Genomic DNA, 17,912 nt, shown 5'->3' with positions numbered 1-17,912 from the left:
GCCATACGCTGTAGTTATGACGGACGCCCGACGTGCGGTGGTGTGGCCGCTGCTGGTCGGCGTGGCCGCGCTGGCGGGCTGCACCGCGGCGGGGATCGCGGCGTTGTCGCTGGCCGACGCGCTGACCGCCACCGGGCTGCCCGATCCGGGTCCGGTCACCACGCTGGGGTTGCCGTTCGTGCGGGCGGCCGGGGAGATCGCCGCCGTGGTGGCGGTCGGGTCGTTTCTGTTCGCGGCGTTTCTGGTGCCGCCGCAGGACAGCGGCGTGCTGGACGCCGACGGCTACCGCGCGTTGCGGCTGGGGACGGTGGCCGCCGGCGTGTGGGCAGTGTGTGCGGCGCTGCTGGTCCCGCTGACCATCTCCGACGTTTCGGGTCAGCCGCTGAGCGCTCACCTCAACCCGGCGACGCTGTGGTCGCTGGCCAGCCTGATCAACGTCGCGACGGCGTGGCGGTGGACCGCGTTTTTGGCCGCCGCGGTGATGCTGGTGAGCCTGCCGGTGCTGCGCTGGTCAGCGACGCCGTTGCTGTTGGCCGGGTCGCTGGTGACGCTGGTGCCGCTTGGGCTGACCGGTCACTCGTCGGCCGGCGGGTCGCATGACCTGGCCACCAACAGCCTGTTGATCCACTTGGTTGCCGCCGGCCTGTGGGCCGGCGGTCTGCTGGTCCTGCTGGTCCACGCGATTCGCGGCGGGGAGCACACCGACCTGGCCGCGCGGCGGTTCTCGACGCTGGCGTTGTGGTGCTTTGCCGCGATGGCGCTCAGCGGGGTCGTCAACGCCCTGGTGCGCGTGGTTCCGGCCGACCTGCTGAGCACCGGCTACGGGCGGCTGGTGATCGCCAAGGCCGTCGCCCTGTGCCTGCTGGGTCTCGTCGGCTGGCGTCAGCGTCGCGTGGGAGTTGTTGCGCTGCAAGCAGATTCAAGCTCACATTTTGGGTTGGTCCGGTTGGCGGCAATCGAGGCCGCGGTGTTCGGCCTGACGTTCGGTATCGCCGTCGGGCTGGGCCGCACCCCGCCGCCACCGCCGCCGATCCTCAACCCCTCGATACCCGAGGTCGCGATCGGCTACGACTTCGACGGGCCGCCCACGGTGGCCCGGGTGCTCTTCGACTGGCGCTTCGACCTGATCTTCGGCACCGCGGCGGTCGTGTTCGCCGGGCTGTATCTGGCCGGGGTGCGCCGGCTTCGCCGCCGCGGCGATCACTGGCCGCGCGGCCGGACGCTCGCGTGGCTGCTGGGCTGCGCGGCGCTGCTGTTCGCGACGTCGTCGGGAGTGGGCCGCTACATGCCGGCGATGTTCAGCATGCACATGGCGGCCCACATGGTGCTGTCGATGCTGGTGCCGGTGCTGTTGGTGCTGGGGGCGCCGGTCAGCCTGGCGTTGCGGGCGCTGCCACCCAGCGATCCGCCCGGCATGCGGGAATGGCTTCTCGCCGCGCTGCACAGCCGGCTCTCGCGGTTCCTCACCAACCCGGTGGTGGCCACCGTGCTGTTCGTCGCCGGGTTTTACGGGCTCTACCTCGGCGGCATCTTCGACGCGGCGGCGGGCAGTCATATGGGCCACCTGCTGATGAACGTGCACTTCCTGCTCAGCGGCTACCTCTTCTACTGGGTGGTGATCGGCGTCGACCCCACCCCGCGGCCCATCCCGCCGCTGGCCAAGGTGGCGGTGGTGTTCGCGTCGCTGCCGCTGCACGCCTTTTTCGGGGTGGTGCTGATGAGCACCCGCGAGGTACTCGGCGAAAGCTTCTACCGGTCGCTGCATCTGAGCTGGCACACCGATCTGCTCGGCGACCAGCGACTCGGCGGCGGAATCGCTTGGGCGGCAGGCGAAATCCCGCTGGTGATCGTGATGATCGCGTTGCTGGTGCAGTGGACCCGCAGCGACCAGCGCACCGCGCGGCGGCTGGACCGTGCCGCCGAGCGCGACGACGACGCCGAGCTGGCCGCCTACAACGCGATGCTCGCCGAGTTGGCGCGCCGCGACACCTCGCCGCGGGGCTAGCCGCGGTTTCTCGCGAAACAGACGCTAAGGCTGTAGTTCTGGCCGAGTCACGACCGTGGCTTCTGCTTCGCGAACTGGTGGCGATCCACAGTTGGCCCATTGTCCACAGCCTCACCGGTGACACCAGGCGGTGTGTCGTCTGTTGTCGGCGTCGCGGCGCTGAATGAGTGCCAGCAACTCCAACCGAAAGGAATGAGCAATGTTCGAAACGCCGCTGACCGTAGTCGGCAACATCGTCAACGACCTGCAGCGCCGCCAGGTCGGCGACCAAGAGGTGATCAAGTTCCGGGTCGCGAGCAACTCGCGCCGACGCGGCGCCGACGGCACATGGGAGCCCGGCAACTCGTTGTTTGTCACCGTCAACTGCTGGGGCCGGCTGGTCACCGGGGTGGGCGCCTCGCTGCGCAAGGGCTCGGCCGTGATCGTGGTGGGACATGTCCACACCAGCGAATACGAGGACCGCGACGGCATCCGGCGCTCGACTCTGGAGATGCGCGCGACGTCCGTCGGCCCGGACCTGTCTCGCTGCATCGCCCACGTCGAAAAGACGGTCGCCGTCGACGCGGACACCGCGACGCCGTCGCCATCCGAGTCCGCGGCCGACGACACAGAGGAGGCCGAGACCGGGCTGCCGCTATCGGCCTGAACGGCATCACCGCAGCGGTGCCTAGGATGGGGCGCGAGCAATCTTGCGGCGATCGCAAGCGCGGCGAAGCCGGGCGCAGGGGTCGCCGCACGACAACAAAGCCCAGAGAGGTAACACTGCTGCATGGCTGAGTTCATCTACACGATGAAGAAGGTCCGCAAGGCGCACGGCGACAAAGTCATCCTCGACGACGTCACGCTGAGCTTCCTGCCGGGAGCCAAGATCGGCGTCGTCGGCCCCAACGGGGCGGGGAAGTCGAGCGTCTTGCGGATCATGGCCGGCCTGGACAAGCCCAACAACGGCGACGCCTTCCTGGCCACCGGCGCCACCGTCGGCATCCTGCAGCAGGAGCCGCCGCTGGACGAGACCAAGACCGTCCGCGGCAACGTCGAGGAGGGGCTGGGCGACCTCAAAGTCAAACTCGACCGGTTCAACGAGGTCGCCGAGCTGATGGCCACCGACTACACCGACGAGCTGATGGAGGAGATGGGCCGGCTGCAGGAGGAGCTGGACCATGCCGGCGCCTGGGATATCGACTCGCAGCTCGAGCAGGCGATGGACGCGCTGCGCTGCCCGCCGCCCGACGAGCCGGTCACGCACCTCTCCGGCGGCGAGCGGCGCCGGGTGGCGTTGTGCAAGCTGCTGCTCTCCAAGCCCGACCTGCTGCTGCTCGACGAGCCGACCAACCACCTCGACGCCGAAAGCGTGCAGTGGCTCGAGCAGCACCTGGCCGCCTACCAGGGCGCGATCCTGGCGGTCACCCACGACCGCTACTTCCTCGACAACGTCGCCGAATGGATCCTCGAACTCGACCGCGGCCGCGCCTACCCCTACGAGGGCAACTACTCCACGTATCTGGAGAAGAAGGCCGAGCGGCTGGCGGTGCAGGGCCGCAAGGACGCCAAGCTGCAGAAACGCCTGCAGGACGAGCTGGCCTGGGTGCGTTCGGGCGCCAAGGCGCGGCAGGCCAAGAGCAAGGCCAGGCTGCAGCGCTACGAGGAGATGGCCGCCGAGGCCGAGAAGACCCGCAAGCTCGACTTCGAGGAAATCCAGATCCCGCCCGGCCCGCGGCTGGGCAACGTGGTCGTCGAGGTCGAGCACCTCGACAAGGGCTTCGAGGGTCGCACGCTGATCAAAGACCTGTCGTTCACGCTGCCCCGCAACGGCATCGTCGGCGTCATCGGCCCCAACGGGGTGGGTAAGACCACGCTGTTCAAGACCATCGTCGGGCTCGAGCAACCCGACAGCGGCACGGTCAAGGTCGGCGAGACCGTCAAGATCAGCTACGTCGACCAGGCCCGGGCGGGGATCGACCCCAAGAAAACCGTCTGGGAGGTCGTCTCCGACGGGCTGGACCACATCGAGGTCGGGCAGAGCGAGATCCCGTCGCGGGCCTACGTGTCGGCGTTCGGATTCAAGGGACCCGACCAGCAGAAGCCGGCCGGCGTGTTGTCCGGCGGCGAACGCAACCGGCTCAATCTCGCGCTGACCCTCAAGGAGGGCGGCAACCTGATCCTGCTCGACGAGCCGACCAACGACCTGGACGTCGAAACGCTGGGCTCGCTGGAGAACGCGCTGGAAAAGTTCCCCGGCTGCGCGGTGGTGATCTCGCACGACCGCTGGTTCCTCGACCGGACCTGCACCCACATCCTGGCGTGGGAGGGCGACGCCGACAACGAGGCCAAGTGGTTCTGGTTCGAGGGCAACTTCGGCGCGTACGAGGAGAACAAGATCGAACGGCTCGGCGTCGAAGCCGCCAGGCCGCACCGAGTGACGCACCGCAGGCTCACCCGCGACTAGTGTCTCCGATACCAGCGCTCGTATGCGTGCTGATTGAGGAGCGGTCGGTGTGACGGTGGGACCAGCCCAGCCCGCACCGCCGTCAGGCCAGAGCTTCCGCCTGCCGGCGGGGTGGGCCGAGTTCACCAGCGTCGACGAGCTTCCGCCCTGGATTCCGAGGGCTTACGCCGCCACCTATCGCGGCCCGCACGGCGACGCGCCCGAGACCGAGCGCCAGTTCGCCGACACCGCCGTCCTGAATCGGGCCGCTGTCCAGGCGGTGACGCCGGCGATGCTGAGCGCTCACTTCCGGCTCGCGCAGCACCGCCGGCCCGGCGAAACCCGCGTTGCCGTATACCCAGCCGACGACGCGGCCGGGTTGGGACCCGCGATGCAGGTGGTCACCGAGCACGGCGCCATGCTGATGGATTCGGTGGCGGTCCTGCTGCATCGGCTCGGGGTGGCCTACGTCGGCATCATGAACCCGGTGTTTGGGGTGCGCCGCGGCCCGGACGGCGATTTGGAGGGCATTGAACCCGACGGCGTTGACGAGATGTGGATTCACGTCCAGCTCTCACCGTCGGTGCATCACAAGGCGCTGGCGGACGCCGAGCGCCTGCTGCCCAACGTGTTAGCCGACGTCCGTCAGGTCGCGGCGGATTCGACAGCCATGGCCGCTGCCCTCGACAATTTGGCCGGCCGAGTCGAAACCAATGCCGACGACCACTTCTCGGCCCCGGACCGCACCGACGTCGCCGCGCTGTTGCGCTGGCTGGCCGACGGGCACTTCGTGCTGCTCGGCTACCAACGCGGGGCGGTAAGCGATGGGCAGATCTCGGTCGACGAGTCGACGCGGCTGGGTGTGCTGCGGCTGCGCAAGGCCTTGCGACCCCGGCTGACCGACGACACCAAACTGCTGGTGCTCGCCCAGGCCACCGTTCCCAGCTATGTACGCTTCGGCGCCTACCCCTACATCGCGGTCATCCGCGAAAACGACGGGGACGGCATCGTCGAGCACCGCTTCGTCGGCCTGTTCACGGTCGCCGCGATGAACGCCAACGTGCTGGAGATCCCGCTGATCGCCGGGCGGGTTCAGCAGGCGCTCGAACTGGCCGAACGCGATCCCAGCCATCCGGGACAGCTGCTGCTCGACATCATCCAGACCGTACCGCGCTCGGAGCTGTTCGCGCTGGACGCCGAGCGGCTGCTGACCATGGCGATGGCCGTGGTGGATCTCGGATCACGGCGCCGCGCACTGCTTTTCCTGCGCGCCGACGAGCCCGGCCAACTGGTGTCGTGCCTGGTTTACCTGCCACGCGACCGCTACACCACGGCTGTCCGGCTGGAGATGCAGGACATCCTGGTTCGCGAATTCGGCGGCACCAGCCTGGAATACACCGCGCGGGTCAGCGAAGCGCCGTGGGCGCTGGTGCATTTCGTGGTTCGGCTGCCGGATGCGCACGCCAGCGTCGACACCTCCGAAGACAACCGGACACGCATTCAGGCCCTGCTGACCGAGGCCGCCCGCACCTGGGCTGACCGCTTGCTCGGCGCCGTGCAGAGCGGCGCAATTGCGCTGCCGCAGGCCGAACACTACGCGGCGGCTTTCCCCGAGACCTACAAACAGGCCGTCAGCCCCGTCGACGCCATCAAGGACATCGCCGCCATCGAATCGTTGACGGACGATTCGGTCAAACTGGTGTTCTCCGACCATGACGAAGGCGACGGAATCGCGCTGCTGACATGGTATTTGGGTGGGCGAACCGCGTCGTTGAGCCGGCTGCTGCCCATGCTGCAATCGATGGGCGTGGTGGTCCTCGAAGAGCGCCCGTTCACCGTGACCCGGGCGGACGGGCTGGAGGTGTGGATCTACCAGTTCAAGATCTCGCCGCATCCGACGATCTCACTGGCTCCGCAGGGGCCCGAACGCGAAGCCGCCGCACAGCGATTCGCCGACGCGGTGACCGCTATTTGGCAGGGCCGCGTGGAGATCGACCGGTTCAACGAGCTGGTGTTGCGGGCAAACCTCACCTGGCAACAAGTGGTCCTGCTGCGGGCGTACGCAAAGTATCTGCGGCAGGCCGCATTTCCCTACAGCCAGACCCACATCGAATCGGTGGTCAACGAGAACCCGCACACCGCAGCGGCGCTGGTGGCACTGTTCGAGGCGCTGTTCGATCCGTCGGACACGTCCAAGAGCCGCGATGCGCAAGCGGCGGTCGCTGCGGTCGCCGCGGACATCGACGCGCTGCAGAGCCTGGACACCGACCGGATCCTGCGGGCATTCGCATCGCTGATCCAGGCGACGCTGCGAACCAATTACTTTGTGACACGCGAAGATTCGGTGCGAGCCAAAAACGTGCTGTCGCTGAAGCTCGACGCCCAGCTGGTCGACGAGCTGCCGCTGCCGCGGCCCAAGTTCGAGATCTTCGTCTACTCGCCGCGCGTCGAAGGCGTACACCTGCGATTCGGCCACGTCGCGCGCGGCGGGCTGCGCTGGTCGGACCGCCGCGAAGACTTCCGCACCGAAATCCTCGGCCTGGTCAAGGCGCAGGCGGTGAAGAACGCCGTCATCGTGCCGGTCGGCGCCAAAGGCGGCTTCGTCGTCAAGCGGCCGCCGCTGCCGACCGGCGACCCGGCCGGGGACCGCGACGCCGGCCGCGAGGAAGGCGTCGCATGCTACAAGCTGTTCATCTCGGGCATGCTCGAAATCACCGACAACGTCGACCACACCACCGGTGAGGTCAGCGCCCCGCCCGAGGTGGTGCGCCGCGACGGCGACGACGCCTACCTGGTGGTGGCCGCCGACAAGGGGACCGCCGCGTTCTCCGACATCGCCAACGATGTCGCCAAGTGCTACGGGTTCTGGCTGGGCGACGCGTTCGCCTCCGGCGGATCGGTCGGCTACGACCACAAGGCGATGGGCATCACCGCCCGCGGCGCATGGGAAGCCGTCAAGCGCCACTTCCGCGAAATGGGAGTTGACACCCAAAGCGAGGACTTCACCGTCGTCGGCATCGGCGACATGAGCGGCGACGTGTTCGGCAACGGCATGTTGCTGTCCAAGCACATTCGGCTGGTCGCCGCCTTCGACCATCGGCACATCTTCCTCGACCCGGATCCCGACGCGGCGCGCTCATGGGACGAGCGCAAGCGACTGTTCGACATGCCCCGCTCCAGCTGGGACGACTACGACACCTCGCTGATCAGCGAGGGCGGCGGCGTGCACAGCCGCGAGCACAAAGCGATCCCGATCAGCGAGCAGGTCCGTGCTGCGCTGGGGATCGAGGACGACGTCAGCGAGATGGCGCCGCCGAACCTGGTGCGCGCGATCCTCAAGGCGCCGGTGGACCTGCTGTACAACGGCGGCATCGGGACCTACATCAAGGCCGAAACCGAGTCCGACGCCGATGTGGGGGACCGGGCCAACGACCCCGTGCGCGTCAACGCAAACCAGGTGCGCGCCAAGGTGATTGCCGAGGGCGGCAACCTGGGCGTCACGTCGCTGGGCCGTGTCGAGTTCGACCTGTGTGGCGGCCGGATCAACACCGACGCAATGGATAATTCGGCCGGCGTGGACTGCTCCGACCATGAGGTCAACATCAAGATCCTGATCGACGCGCTGGTCACCGCGGGCAAGGTCAAGCCCGAGGAGCGCACGGAGCTGCTGGAGTCGATGACCGACGAGGTCGCCGAGTTGGTGTTGTCCGACAACGTCGACCAGAACGACCTGATGGGCACCAGCCGCACTAACGCCGCCAGCCTGCTGCCCGTGCACGCCGACCAGATCAAGTACCTGGTCGCCGAGCGCGGCCTGAACCGCGAACTCGAAGCGCTGCCGTCGGAGAAGGAGATTCACCGGCGCGCCGAAGCCGGTCTGGGGCTCACGTCGCCCGAACTCGCCACGCTGATGGCGCATGTGAAGCTAGGGCTCAAGGACGAACTGCTGGCCACCGACCTGCCGGATCAGGAAGTGTTCGCGGCCCGGTTGCCGAAGTACTTTCCGTCGGTGCTGCGCGAGCGGTTCGGTAGCGAGATCCGCTCGCACCAACTGCGCCGCGAGATCGTAACCACCATGCTGGTCAACGATTTGGTGGACACCAGCGGGATCACCTACGCCTACCGGATCACCGAAGACGTCGGGGTGGGCCAGGTCGACGCCGTCCGGACCTACGTCGCCACCGATGCGATCTTCGGGGTCGGGGAGATATGGCGGCAGATCCGCGACGCGGACGTGCCGGTCACGTTGTCGGACCGGATGACGCTGGACACCCGCAGGCTGATCGACCGCGCGGGACGCTGGCTGCTCAACTACCGTCCGCAGCCGCTGGCGGTCGGCGCCGAGATCAACCGATTCGCCAAGAAGGTGCAGGCGCTGACCCCGCGGATGTCGGAGTGGCTGCGCGGCGACGACAAGGCGATCGTGGAAAAGGAAGCGGGCGAATTCGTTTCGCAGGGTGCATCGGAGGAGTTGGCGTACATGGTGGCCACCGGGCTGTACCGGTACAGCCTGCTGGACATCATCGACATCGCCGACATCGACGAACGCGACGCCGCCGAGGTCGCCGACACCTACTTCGCGCTGATGGACCGCCTGGGCACCGACGGCCTGCTGACCGCGGTGTCCCAACTGCCCCGCACAGATCGCTGGCATTCGTTGGCCCGCTTGGCGATTCGTGACGACATCTACGCGTCGTTGCGGGCGCTGTGTTTCGACGTGCTGGCCGTGGGCGAGCCGGATGAAAGCGGGGAAGAGAAGATCGCCGAATGGGAACACACCAGCGCGTCGCGGGTGGAGCGGGCGCGCCGCACACTCACGGAGATCTACGAAAGCGGGCAGAAGGATCTGGCGACGTTGTCGGTGGCGGCGCGTCAGATTCGGCGCATGACACGAACGAGCGGACGGGGATCCTCAGGGTGACCGCCAGCGACGATGCAGAGCGAAGCGATGGGGAGGAGCGGCGCATAGATACCGTCGGATTCGTCGCACCGGTTCCGGTGCGTTGGTCGGACATCGACATGTACCAGCACATCAACCACGCGACCATGGTCACGATTCTCGAAGAGGCCCGCGTCCCGTTTCTGAGCGAACCTTTTGGCGCCGACATCACCACGATCGGCCTGCTGATCGCCGACGTGCGGGTGACCTACAAAGACCAGCTTCGGCTGGCGGATTCGCCGCTGCAGGTGACCATGTGGGTGAAGCGGTTGCGGGCGGTGGACTTCACCATCGGCTACGAGGTGCGCTCGGTCAGCGCCGATCCGGCATCCAAGCCGGCCGTGATCGCCGAAACACAGTTGGCCGCAGTCCACATCGACGAGCAGCGGCTGGTGCGGCTCACGCCGCAGCACCGGGAGTACTTACAGCGGTGGCTGCGGTAGCCGAGCGGGGGCTGTGGCTGGATGATGCGACCCAGCGCGGCGATCTGGCCGCATTCGTAGAGCGGGCGATGCGGCTGGACGACGCCGCGGTGATCCGGCTGCGCGCCCGCTCCGATCAGGTGCTGACCGCTTGGGTGGCAACGGGTTTCGACGTGCTGGCCAGCAGGGTGGTTGCCGGCCGCATGCGGCCCGACGATTTGTCCGTCGGCGCAGACCAATTGGCCCGCGGGCTCTCGGTGATGGACAGCGCCGGCTACGTCGACCCCGGCTTCCCGATGGACTCCGCCTGGCGCGGGGCGCTGCCCCCGGACACGGGGTTCGCCCACCTCGACGACGTACCGGCGCGCCTGATGCTGGATTTGGCGCAGCGCGGCGCGGCGCTGGCCAAGGAGCACGGCAGCGCCCACGGCCCGCCGGCATCGTTGCTCGATCAAGAGGTGCTGCGGGTCAGCTCGGCCGACGTCAGCGTCGGCGTTCCGATGCGTTGCGTATTCGCCTTGACCGCAATGGGTTTCCTGCCGCAGTCGCCGGAGGCCGTCGACGCCGACGAGATCGTGCGGGTGCGGATCCTGCCGACCTGGTTGCGCGTCGACGCGCGGTTCGGCTCGGTGTATCGGCGCCGCGTGCTTTTGTAGCGCGGCCTATTCGAGATCGAATGCTGCGCGGATCGCTTGCGAGAGCGCCAGGTCCTGGTGCGGCAGCAGATAGCCGATATGGCGTCCTATCGCGTCGGTGGGGATCGTTGTGATGTTGTCGCAGCTGACAACTGAGGTCTGTTGAAGGCCGTTCTCGGTACCGACAAGGACTTCGGTGGACAAGCCTCGAATGGTGCCGGTCACGGGCGCGATGGTGACGCGGGTGAGGTGCGGCCGGACCAGCTCTCGTGTCAGGATCACCACGGGCCGAGTTTTGTCGAGATGTGCGAGGTGGATGGGCCGCATCAATCGATGTCGGCAGCCAGTTTTGCGGAGAATTGGGCGAGTGCGTCTAGGTCTTGATCGGGTTCACTAGCCGCGAGAATGGCGGCGTCGCGGGCGGCGATCTCACGGCGCCGTTCTCGCTCGAGTGCCCGTAACACGACCGCAGCACGGCTGGGTGCGCGGTTTTCGCTGACCTCGCGATCGAGGAAGGCGACAATTTCGTCAGGTAGCCGCACGGCGATCTGGGTACTCATACCAAAACGGTACCAGACTGGGATGCTTACCGAGGACTACGTCAGCCACGCCGCCGCGTTCGGCGGCAACAAGCCGCCGGTCACCGGCGCGCTCGTCAGCAGCAAGTCACCGTCCGGCAGTCGCACCGGTCGTGTGCCGGCACTGAGTACGCACACCAGCCCGCCGGGCCGCTTGAACATCAGCGCGCCGCGCGGTGCGGGCAGCCACTCGATGCCGCCACCGACGAATTCTGAGCGCTGCCTTCGTAATTGGAGCAAGTTCCTGAAGAACGACAACGTCGAGTCGGGCTCGGCCAGCTGCTTCTCGACGGTCAGCGCCGCCCACTCAGAAGGCATCGGCAGCCAGGTGTCTGCGGTCGTCGAAAACCCGAACGGGGGAGTGTCGCCGGACCATGGCAGCGGAACGCGGCACCCGTCGCGTCCTCGTTCGGTGTGCCCGGAGCGCTCCCACGTCGGATCCTGCAACACCTCATCGGGCAGTTCGACATTGGGCAGCCCGAGTTCCTCGCCGTTGTAGATGAACGCCGCGCCGGGCAGCGCGAGCATCACCATCGCCATCGCCCGCGCACGGTCGAGCCCGACCGAGCCGCCGCCGTACCGGGTGACCTCGCGGTCGACGTCGTGGTTGGACAAAGTCCAAGTGGGCGTGGCGTTTTCGATCGCCGCGGCCGCCAGCGAGTTCTCGATGGCATCGCGGATGGTGGCGGCGCCGAAACGGGCCTGCACCAGCCGGAAATTGAAGCCGAGGTGCAACTCGTCGGGCCGCAGGTACTCGGCCCAGCGGGCGTTGTCGTAGACCCACACCTCGCCGATGGTCACCGCGCCCGGATAGTCGTCGACGACCCGCCGGATGTCGCGGTGAATCGCGTGCACGCTGGCGTGGTTGAACCGCGGATCGTCGTCCTTGTTGCGCAGCATCCGGTTGTGCTCGACCGACTGCATGTCCGGCAGGTCCGGCGGCTTGGCCATCCCGTGCGCGACGTCGATGCGAAAGCCGTCCACCCCGCGCTCCAGCCAGAACCGCAGCGTCTTCTCGAAGTCGTCGAAGACCTCCGGGTTGTCCCAATTCAGGTCCGGCTGCTCGGCGTCGAACAGGTGCAGATACCACTGGCCCGGGTTGCCGTCGGGCTCGATGACGCGGGTCCAGGCCGGCCCGCCGAACACCGATTCCCAGTTGTTCGGCGGCTGCTGGCCGCCGGGGCCGCGGCCGTCGCGGAAGATGTAGCGCTCGCGCGCGTCGGCGCCCGGGCCGGCGGCCAGCGCGGCGGCAAACCAGGGGTGCTGTGAGCTGGTGTGGTTGGGCACCAGATCCATCGTGATCTTGATGCCGCGCTCGTGCGCCGCGGCGATCAGCCGCTCGAGGGCCGCCAGCCCGCCGAACAACGGGTCGACGTCCCGCGGATCGGCGACGTCGTAGCCGTGGTCGGCCATCGGCGACACGGTGACCGGGTTGATCCAGATCGCGTCGATGCCCAGCTGCACCAGGTAGTCCAGTCGGGCTGTCACCCCGTCCAGGTCGCCGACGCCGTCGCCGTTGCTGTCGGCGAAGGAACGCGGATAGACCTGGTAGAAGACGGCGTCACGCCACCAGGGGTCGCTCATCAGAACGGCGCGTTGACCAACGAGTGGGCGGCCATTTCCAGGTAATCGAGCAGTTCTTTGCGATGCGCGTCGTCCAGCGTCTGAGAGTCGATGGACCCGACCGCGATGTGCATGCAGCGCAACCAGGCGTCGCGTTCGATCGGCGAGATCCGGAACGGCACGTGGCGCATCCGCAGCCGGGGGTGGCCGCGTCGTTCGGAGTAGGTGCGCGGGCCGCCCCAGTACTGCTCGAGGAACATCCGCAACCGTTCCTCGGCGCCGGCCAGGTCGTCTAAGGGGTACACCTCACGCAGGATCTCGTCCTGCGGCACCAATTCGTAGAAGCGCGACACGATGGCATGAAAGGTCTCGGCGCCGCCGACGGCGTCGTAAAACGACTGCTGCTGTACTGGTTCCATCGCTTCCCATTGTGGGGCATCGGCACGGGTGGTCGGCTACCCGCACCGGTTGTTCACCGGAATGACCAGCGAACACCGCCCAATTCGCTATGCGATCCAGGCCGAATCATGGTGGACTGTTCGGCGGAGGACGTATGGCGCAGCATAAGAGACGCCGCGGTCACCGCAGTCCGGGTGCCGCGGCCAGCCCGACCGGTGCATGCCTGCACAGTGTCGACAGTCGTCCCTCCGTCCAGCACGACACGGGTTCCATCTGGAATCGCCGGCGGGTGCTGCTGCTGAACTCCACCTACGAGCCGCTCACCGCGCTGCCGATGCGACGGGCGATCATCATGCTGATCTGCGGCAAGGCCGACGTGGTGCACGACGACCCGGCCGGGCCGATCATCCACTCGGCGACCAGGGCGATCGCGGTGCCGTCGGTGATCCGGCTGCGCACCTATGTGCGGGTGCCGTATCGGGCGCGTGTCCCGATGACCCGCGCCGCGCTGATGCACCGCGACCGCTTCTGCTGCGCCTACTGCGGCGCCAAGGCCGACACGGTCGACCATGTGGTGCCCCGCAGCCGCGGCGGGGATCACTCGTGGGAGAACTGCGTCGCGTGCTGCTCGACGTGCAATCACCGCAAGGGTGACCGGCTGCTGGCCGAGCTGGGCTGGTCGCTGCGACTGGCACCGACCTCGCCGAAGGGGCAGCACTGGCGGCTGCTGTCGTCGGTCAAGGAGCTCGACCCGTCGTGGGCGCGGTATCTGGGGGAGGGCGCCGCCTAACTCGCGATGGGATACGGTTTGCGTCGTGAGCATGATGGAGATCCACCTCTACTTCGTGGGAATCCCGCTGCTGCTGGTGCTCGTGCTGGTGGCGCTGATCTGGTCGCATAAGGGTGTCCACCCGCCGACCTACAAGATGTCCGAGCCGTGGACGCACCCGCCGATCCTGTGGGCCGCCACCGACGAGAACATCGGCGGCCACCACGGCCACGGCACCGCCGAATTCACCGTGGGAGGTGGCGCCAGTGGCAAGTGGTGAGGTCGCAACCGTTGCTCCACCCGAGCTGCCCAACGGCTGGGTGGCCACCGCCAGCGGACGAGTGTCCGGAGTCACCGAGCCCGGTGACATCTCGGTGCACTACCCGTTCCCGATCAAGGACCTGGTCGCCATCGACGACGCGCTGACCTACGGGTCGCGGGCAGCCGGGGCGCGCTTCGCCGTCTACGTCGGTGACCTGGGCGACGACACGGCCGCCCGGGCCCGGGAAATCCTGGCCAAGGTGCCGACGCCGGACAACGCGGTGCTGATCGCGGTCTCGCCCGACCAGCATGCGATCGAGGTGGTGTACGGCTCGCAGGTCCGCGGCCGCGGCGCCGAATCGGCGGCGCCGCAGGGTGTTGCCGCCGCCGCTGCGGCGTTTCAGGACGGCAATCTGATCGACGGGCTGGTCAGTGCGGTCCGGGAGATCAGCTCCGGCATCTCACCGGCCTAGCCCCCATCAGCGCGAGCGTGCGTGGCCCCGGTCGACACGCCGATCACAAACCGTGTTTAGCGCACGCTCGCGCTAATCAGAGGCGTCGAACCGCCGCGCCCGCAACGCCCGCTTGACGCCGTCCTGCCCTTCGAGCACCAGCCGTCGCAACGCAGGCGGCAACTCCGGGTCGGCGAGGAACTCGTCGGCGGCGGTGACGCCGTCGTCGCTGATATCCCACGACGGATAGAGCCCGATGACCACCGTCTGCGCCACCTCGCTGGACCGGCGCTTCCACACTCCGGGGATGTCGGCGAAGTAGCGCGCGGTGAACGGTTTGAGCAACTCGGCCTGTCCCGGTGAGACGATGCCGCCGATGATCGAGCGGCCGGTGACGTTCGGCAACGTGTCGTCCTCCACCACGGTCGTCCACGCCTCGTCCTTGACCGCCGGCTGCGGCCGCGCGGCGGAGGCTTGCGCGGCATGGCGCTTGCCGGCGGCCGTCGGATCGCGCTGCACCTCGGCGTCGATAACGTCGGTGTCGACGACGCCGGATCTGGCCAGCGCGATGATGATGCGCCAGCGCAGATCGGTGTCCACGTCCAGGCCCGGCAGCCCCGATTCCGCGGGATCGCCGTCGAGCAACGCCGACAAGACGTCGGTGTGCCGCTCGGAAAGCACCGACGAGCACAGCGCGTTGACGAACGCCAGCTGGTGATCGGAGCCCGGCTGAGCCTCGCGCGCCAACTCCAGCAGCCGATCCGCGAACGCCGGCCAGCCCTCCGATCGCGCCCAGCCGGGTTCGGCGTAGGAGCCCAATGCGGCCTGTGCCTGTAGCAAAAGCCGTTGCGCCACCCCGACTTCGGTTTCGGCGCCCACACCACGCGACACCAGTGCCACGAAGTCGCGGGCTTTGAACTCGGCCTCGCGGGTCATCTCCCAGGCCGCCGACCACACCAGTGTGCGCGGCAGCGGCTCGGCGATGTCGGCGATCCGGCCCAAAGCCGTCTGCAACGAGTCCGAGTCGAGCCGCAGCGAGCAATACGTCAGGTCGTCGTCGTTGACCAGCACCAGCTGCCCTCGCGAAACACCAACCAGCGCAGGCACTTCGGTACTCGGCCCGGTCACGTCGAGCTCTTCGCGATGCACCCGGACCAGCCGGCCAGCGCCGTCGTCGTCGTAAATGCCGACCGCGAGCCGATGCACCCGGGTTTCACCGGCGCCCGGCTCCGCTCCGCTCTGGGTGATCGCAAAGCGGGTGAACCGGCCGGCGGCGTCGACGGCGAAATCGGCGCGCAGCGTGTTCAGCCCGGTGGTCTTGAGCCATTGCCGTCCCCAGTCGGATAGGTCGCGGCCCGAGGCCTTTTCGAGTGCGCTCAGCAGGTCGTCGAACGTCGCGTTGTCGAAGGCGTGCTCACGGAAGTAGTCGCGCAGGCCGGCCAGGAACTGCTCCAGCCCGACATACGCGACGAGTTGCTTGAGCACGGAAGCGCCTTTGGCGTAGGTGATCCCGTCGAAGTTCACCTCGACGGCGGCCAAGTCGGGAATGTCGGCGGCCACCGGATGGGTCGACGGCAGCTGGTCCTGGCGGTAGGCCCACGACTTCTCGGCATTGGCGAACGTCGTCCACGCCTGCGTGTATTCCGTTGCCTCGCTTTGGCACAGCACCGAGGCGAAGGTGGCGAACGATTCGTTGAGCCACAGGTCATCCCACCAGCGCATCGTCACCAGATCGCCGAACCACATGTGCGCCATCTCGTGCAGCACCGTTTCGGCGCGGCGCTCATACGACGCACGAGTGACCTTGCTGCGGAAGACGAGGTCCTCCACGAAGGTGACTGCGCCGACGTTTTCCATTGCGCCTGCGTTGAACTCCGGAACGAACAGCTGGTCATATTTACCGAATGCGTAGGGCACACCGAAGTGCTTGTGGTAGAAGCCAAATCCCTGCTTGGTTTCGGTGAACAGCCGGTCCGGATCCAGGTACTGCGCCAGCGACGCCCGGCAGAAGACACCGAGCGGGATCTCGCCGTGCTCGTCGCTGTACGCGTCGTCCCACCGGGCGTACGGCCCGGCGACCAGCGCCACCAGGTAGGTGCTCATCCGCGGCGTGGTGGCAAAGGTATGCACACCGCCGTCGCTACTGACGGGGGCCCCGTTGGAGACCACCTGCCAGTGCGCCGGTGCGGTCACGGTGATGTCGAACGTGGCCTTCAGGTCGGGCTGGTCGAAGCAGGCGAACATCCGCTTGGCGTCCGCGGTTTCGAACTGCGAGTACAGGTACACCTCGTCGTCGACCGGATCCACGAACCGGTGCAAGCCCTCGCCGGTGTTGGTGTAGAGGCAATCGGCGTCGACGACGACGACGTTGTGCTCGGCGAGGCCGGTCAGCGCGATGCCGGTCGATTCGTCATACGCCGACACGTCGAGGTCGCGGCCGTTGAGGGTGGCGCTGTGGATCGTGTCGGTGGCGATGTCGATGAAGGTGTCTGCACCGGCCAGCGCATCGAACTCCACGGTGGTGGTCGAGCGGAAGGTGCGCTCGCCGGGCGCGCCGTTGCCGTCGGTGAGGTCCAGACTGATCCGGTAGCCGTCGACGGTGATCAGCGCGGCGCGTTCAACTGCTTGGTCGCGGGTGAGGTTGGGAAGAGCCACGGCTCCAACCTAGGCGGCGATCGCAAGCGCGGCGAAGCCGGGCGCAGTGGGTCGCCGCGACAACCCGGCGGCGATCGCAAGCGCGGCGAAGCCGGGCGCAGTGGGTCGCCGCCACAACCCGGGCCCGGGAACAGTCGTCCCGCGGTTACGGTTGTGCTGGACGGTTAGCCGCACCGCCAAAGAGAGGATCCCCATGCCCAAGAAGTCAGTCGCCGATTTCTGGTTCGATCCGCTGTGCCCGTGGGCATGGATCACGTCGCGCTGGATCCTGGAGGTCGAAAAGGTCCGCGACATCGAGGTCAACTTCCACGTGATGAGCCTGGCGGTGCTCAACGAGGGCCGCGACGACCTGCCCGAGCAGTACCGCGAACGGATGGCAAAAGCCTTTGGACCTGTGCGGGTCGCGATTGCCGCCGAGCAGGCTCATGGCGCCAAGGTTCTCGCGCCGCTGTACACCGCGATGGGCACCCGCATCCACAACGAGGACAACAAGGACCTCGACGACGTCATCAAGCAATCGCTGGCCGAGGTCGGCCTGCCGGCCGAGCTGGCCGACGCCGCCGACACCGACAAATACGACGAGGCGCTACGCAAGAGCCACCACGCCGGGATGGATGCCGTCGGCGAGGACGTCGGCACACCCACCATCCACGTCAACGGCGTCGCGTTCTTCGGCCCGGTGCTGTCGAAGATCCCGCGCGGCGAGGACGCCGGCAAGCTCTGGGACGCCTCGGTCACTTTCGCCTCCTACCCACACTTCTGGGAGCTCAAGCGCACGCGCACCGAACGGCCCGAATTCGACTAGCGAG

General features: G+C 67.6%; 16 protein-coding genes. 10 read left to right on the top strand and 6 right to left on the bottom strand.

What is annotated here, in order from left to right; all coding sequences use genetic code 11:
* Positions 1–16: 16 nt before the first annotated feature.
* The 6 genes from MFM001_RS07845 (at position 17) to MFM001_RS07820 (ending at position 10,447) form a co-directional block, all read left to right on the top strand.
* Complete coding sequence (locus MFM001_RS07845) at positions 17–2,005, top strand: cytochrome c oxidase assembly protein (protein WP_116374668.1); 1,989 nt, start codon at positions 17–19, stop codon at positions 2,003–2,005.
* 199 nt (positions 2,006–2,204) lie between these two features.
* The gene (gene ssb / locus MFM001_RS07840; RefSeq protein WP_116374667.1) at positions 2,205–2,651 is read left to right on the top strand and encodes a single-stranded DNA-binding protein; all 447 of its coding nucleotides are present in this window, start codon (positions 2,205–2,207) and stop codon (positions 2,649–2,651) included.
* A 123-nt stretch (positions 2,652–2,774) separates the two neighbouring features.
* The gene (gene ettA / locus MFM001_RS07835; protein WP_116374666.1) at positions 2,775–4,451 is read left to right on the top strand and encodes an energy-dependent translational throttle protein EttA; all 1,677 of its coding nucleotides are present in this window, start codon (positions 2,775–2,777) and stop codon (positions 4,449–4,451) included.
* 100 nt (positions 4,452–4,551) lie between these two features.
* On the top strand, positions 4,552–9,351 hold the full coding sequence (locus tag MFM001_RS07830) for an NAD-glutamate dehydrogenase (RefSeq protein ID WP_116374749.1): 4,800 nt from the start codon (positions 4,552–4,554) through the stop codon (positions 9,349–9,351).
* Between the two features lie 44 nt (positions 9,352–9,395).
* A complete protein-coding gene (locus MFM001_RS07825; protein WP_255422205.1) occupies positions 9,396–9,812 on the top strand; it encodes a thioesterase family protein in 417 nt (138 codons plus the stop codon).
* On the top strand, positions 9,800–10,447 hold the full coding sequence (locus MFM001_RS07820; RefSeq protein WP_116374665.1) for a hypothetical protein: 648 nt from the start codon (positions 9,800–9,802) through the stop codon (positions 10,445–10,447). Before MFM001_RS07825 ends, MFM001_RS07820 begins: the two co-directional genes overlap by 13 nt.
* Before the next feature lie 6 nt (positions 10,448–10,453).
* On the opposite strand, the gene MFM001_RS07815 is transcribed toward MFM001_RS07820, so the two are convergent.
* From MFM001_RS07815 to MFM001_RS07800, 4 genes are read right to left on the bottom strand one after another with little or no spacing between them, the layout of a single operon-like run.
* Positions 10,454–10,753, bottom strand: coding sequence for a type II toxin-antitoxin system PemK/MazF family toxin (locus MFM001_RS07815; protein WP_116374664.1), 300 nt, complete (start codon positions 10,751–10,753; stop codon positions 10,454–10,456).
* Positions 10,753–10,986: a YlcI/YnfO family protein gene (locus tag MFM001_RS07810; RefSeq protein ID WP_116374663.1), complete on the bottom strand. Its 234-nt coding sequence runs from the start codon at positions 10,984–10,986 to the stop codon at positions 10,753–10,755. The genes MFM001_RS07815 and MFM001_RS07810 overlap by 1 nt, the downstream gene beginning before the upstream one ends.
* A gap of 36 nt (positions 10,987–11,022) precedes the next feature.
* Positions 11,023–12,588: an alpha-amylase family glycosyl hydrolase gene (locus MFM001_RS07805; RefSeq protein ID WP_116374662.1), complete on the bottom strand. Its 1,566-nt coding sequence runs from the start codon at positions 12,586–12,588 to the stop codon at positions 11,023–11,025.
* A complete protein-coding gene (locus tag MFM001_RS07800; protein ID WP_116374661.1) occupies positions 12,588–12,986 on the bottom strand; it encodes a globin in 399 nt (132 codons plus the stop codon). The genes MFM001_RS07805 and MFM001_RS07800 overlap by 1 nt, the downstream gene beginning before the upstream one ends.
* A gap of 134 nt (positions 12,987–13,120) precedes the next feature.
* On the opposite strand from MFM001_RS07800, the gene MFM001_RS07795 reads away from it, so the two are divergent.
* From MFM001_RS07795 to MFM001_RS07785, 3 genes are read left to right on the top strand one after another with little or no spacing between them, the layout of a single operon-like run.
* Positions 13,121–13,756: an HNH endonuclease gene (locus MFM001_RS07795; RefSeq protein ID WP_116374660.1), complete on the top strand. Its 636-nt coding sequence runs from the start codon at positions 13,121–13,123 to the stop codon at positions 13,754–13,756.
* A 34-nt stretch (positions 13,757–13,790) separates the two neighbouring features.
* On the top strand, positions 13,791–14,015 hold the full coding sequence (locus MFM001_RS07790; RefSeq protein ID WP_116374747.1) for a hypothetical protein: 225 nt from the start codon (positions 13,791–13,793) through the stop codon (positions 14,013–14,015).
* Entirely contained in the window at positions 14,002–14,469 is a 468-nt protein-coding gene (locus MFM001_RS07785) for a DUF5130 domain-containing protein (protein ID WP_116374659.1), read from the top strand. The genes MFM001_RS07790 and MFM001_RS07785 overlap by 14 nt, the downstream gene beginning before the upstream one ends.
* 72 nt (positions 14,470–14,541) lie before the next feature.
* Here the strand turns inward: MFM001_RS07785 and pepN are convergent, their stop codons facing one another.
* Both pepN and MFM001_RS25105 read right to left on the bottom strand, forming a co-directional pair.
* Positions 14,542–17,103, bottom strand: a complete 2,562-nt coding sequence (pepN, locus tag MFM001_RS07780) for an aminopeptidase N (RefSeq protein WP_116374658.1) — start codon at positions 17,101–17,103, stop codon at positions 14,542–14,544.
* A gap of 9 nt (positions 17,104–17,112) precedes the next feature.
* The gene (locus MFM001_RS25105) at positions 17,113–17,298 is read right to left on the bottom strand and encodes a hypothetical protein (protein WP_142760677.1); all 186 of its coding nucleotides are present in this window, start codon (positions 17,296–17,298) and stop codon (positions 17,113–17,115) included.
* Here MFM001_RS25105 and MFM001_RS07775 point away from each other — a divergent pair.
* Positions 17,297–17,908 (top strand): Rv2466c family mycothiol-dependent reductase, encoded by a 612-nt coding sequence (locus tag MFM001_RS07775; RefSeq protein WP_116374657.1) that lies wholly within the window; start codon positions 17,297–17,299, stop codon positions 17,906–17,908. The two genes, MFM001_RS25105 and MFM001_RS07775, sit on opposite strands and share 2 nt — an antisense overlap.
* Positions 17,909–17,912: the final 4 nt, after the last annotated feature.

The sequence above is a fragment of the Mycobacterium sp. MFM001 genome (genome assembly GCF_003402475.1).
In the GTDB taxonomy this organism is placed as follows: Bacteria; Actinomycetota; Actinomycetes; order Mycobacteriales; family Mycobacteriaceae; genus Mycobacterium.
The sequence above is the reverse complement of the archived record's forward strand: the minus strand, read 5'-3'. Positions and strand labels throughout refer to the sequence as shown.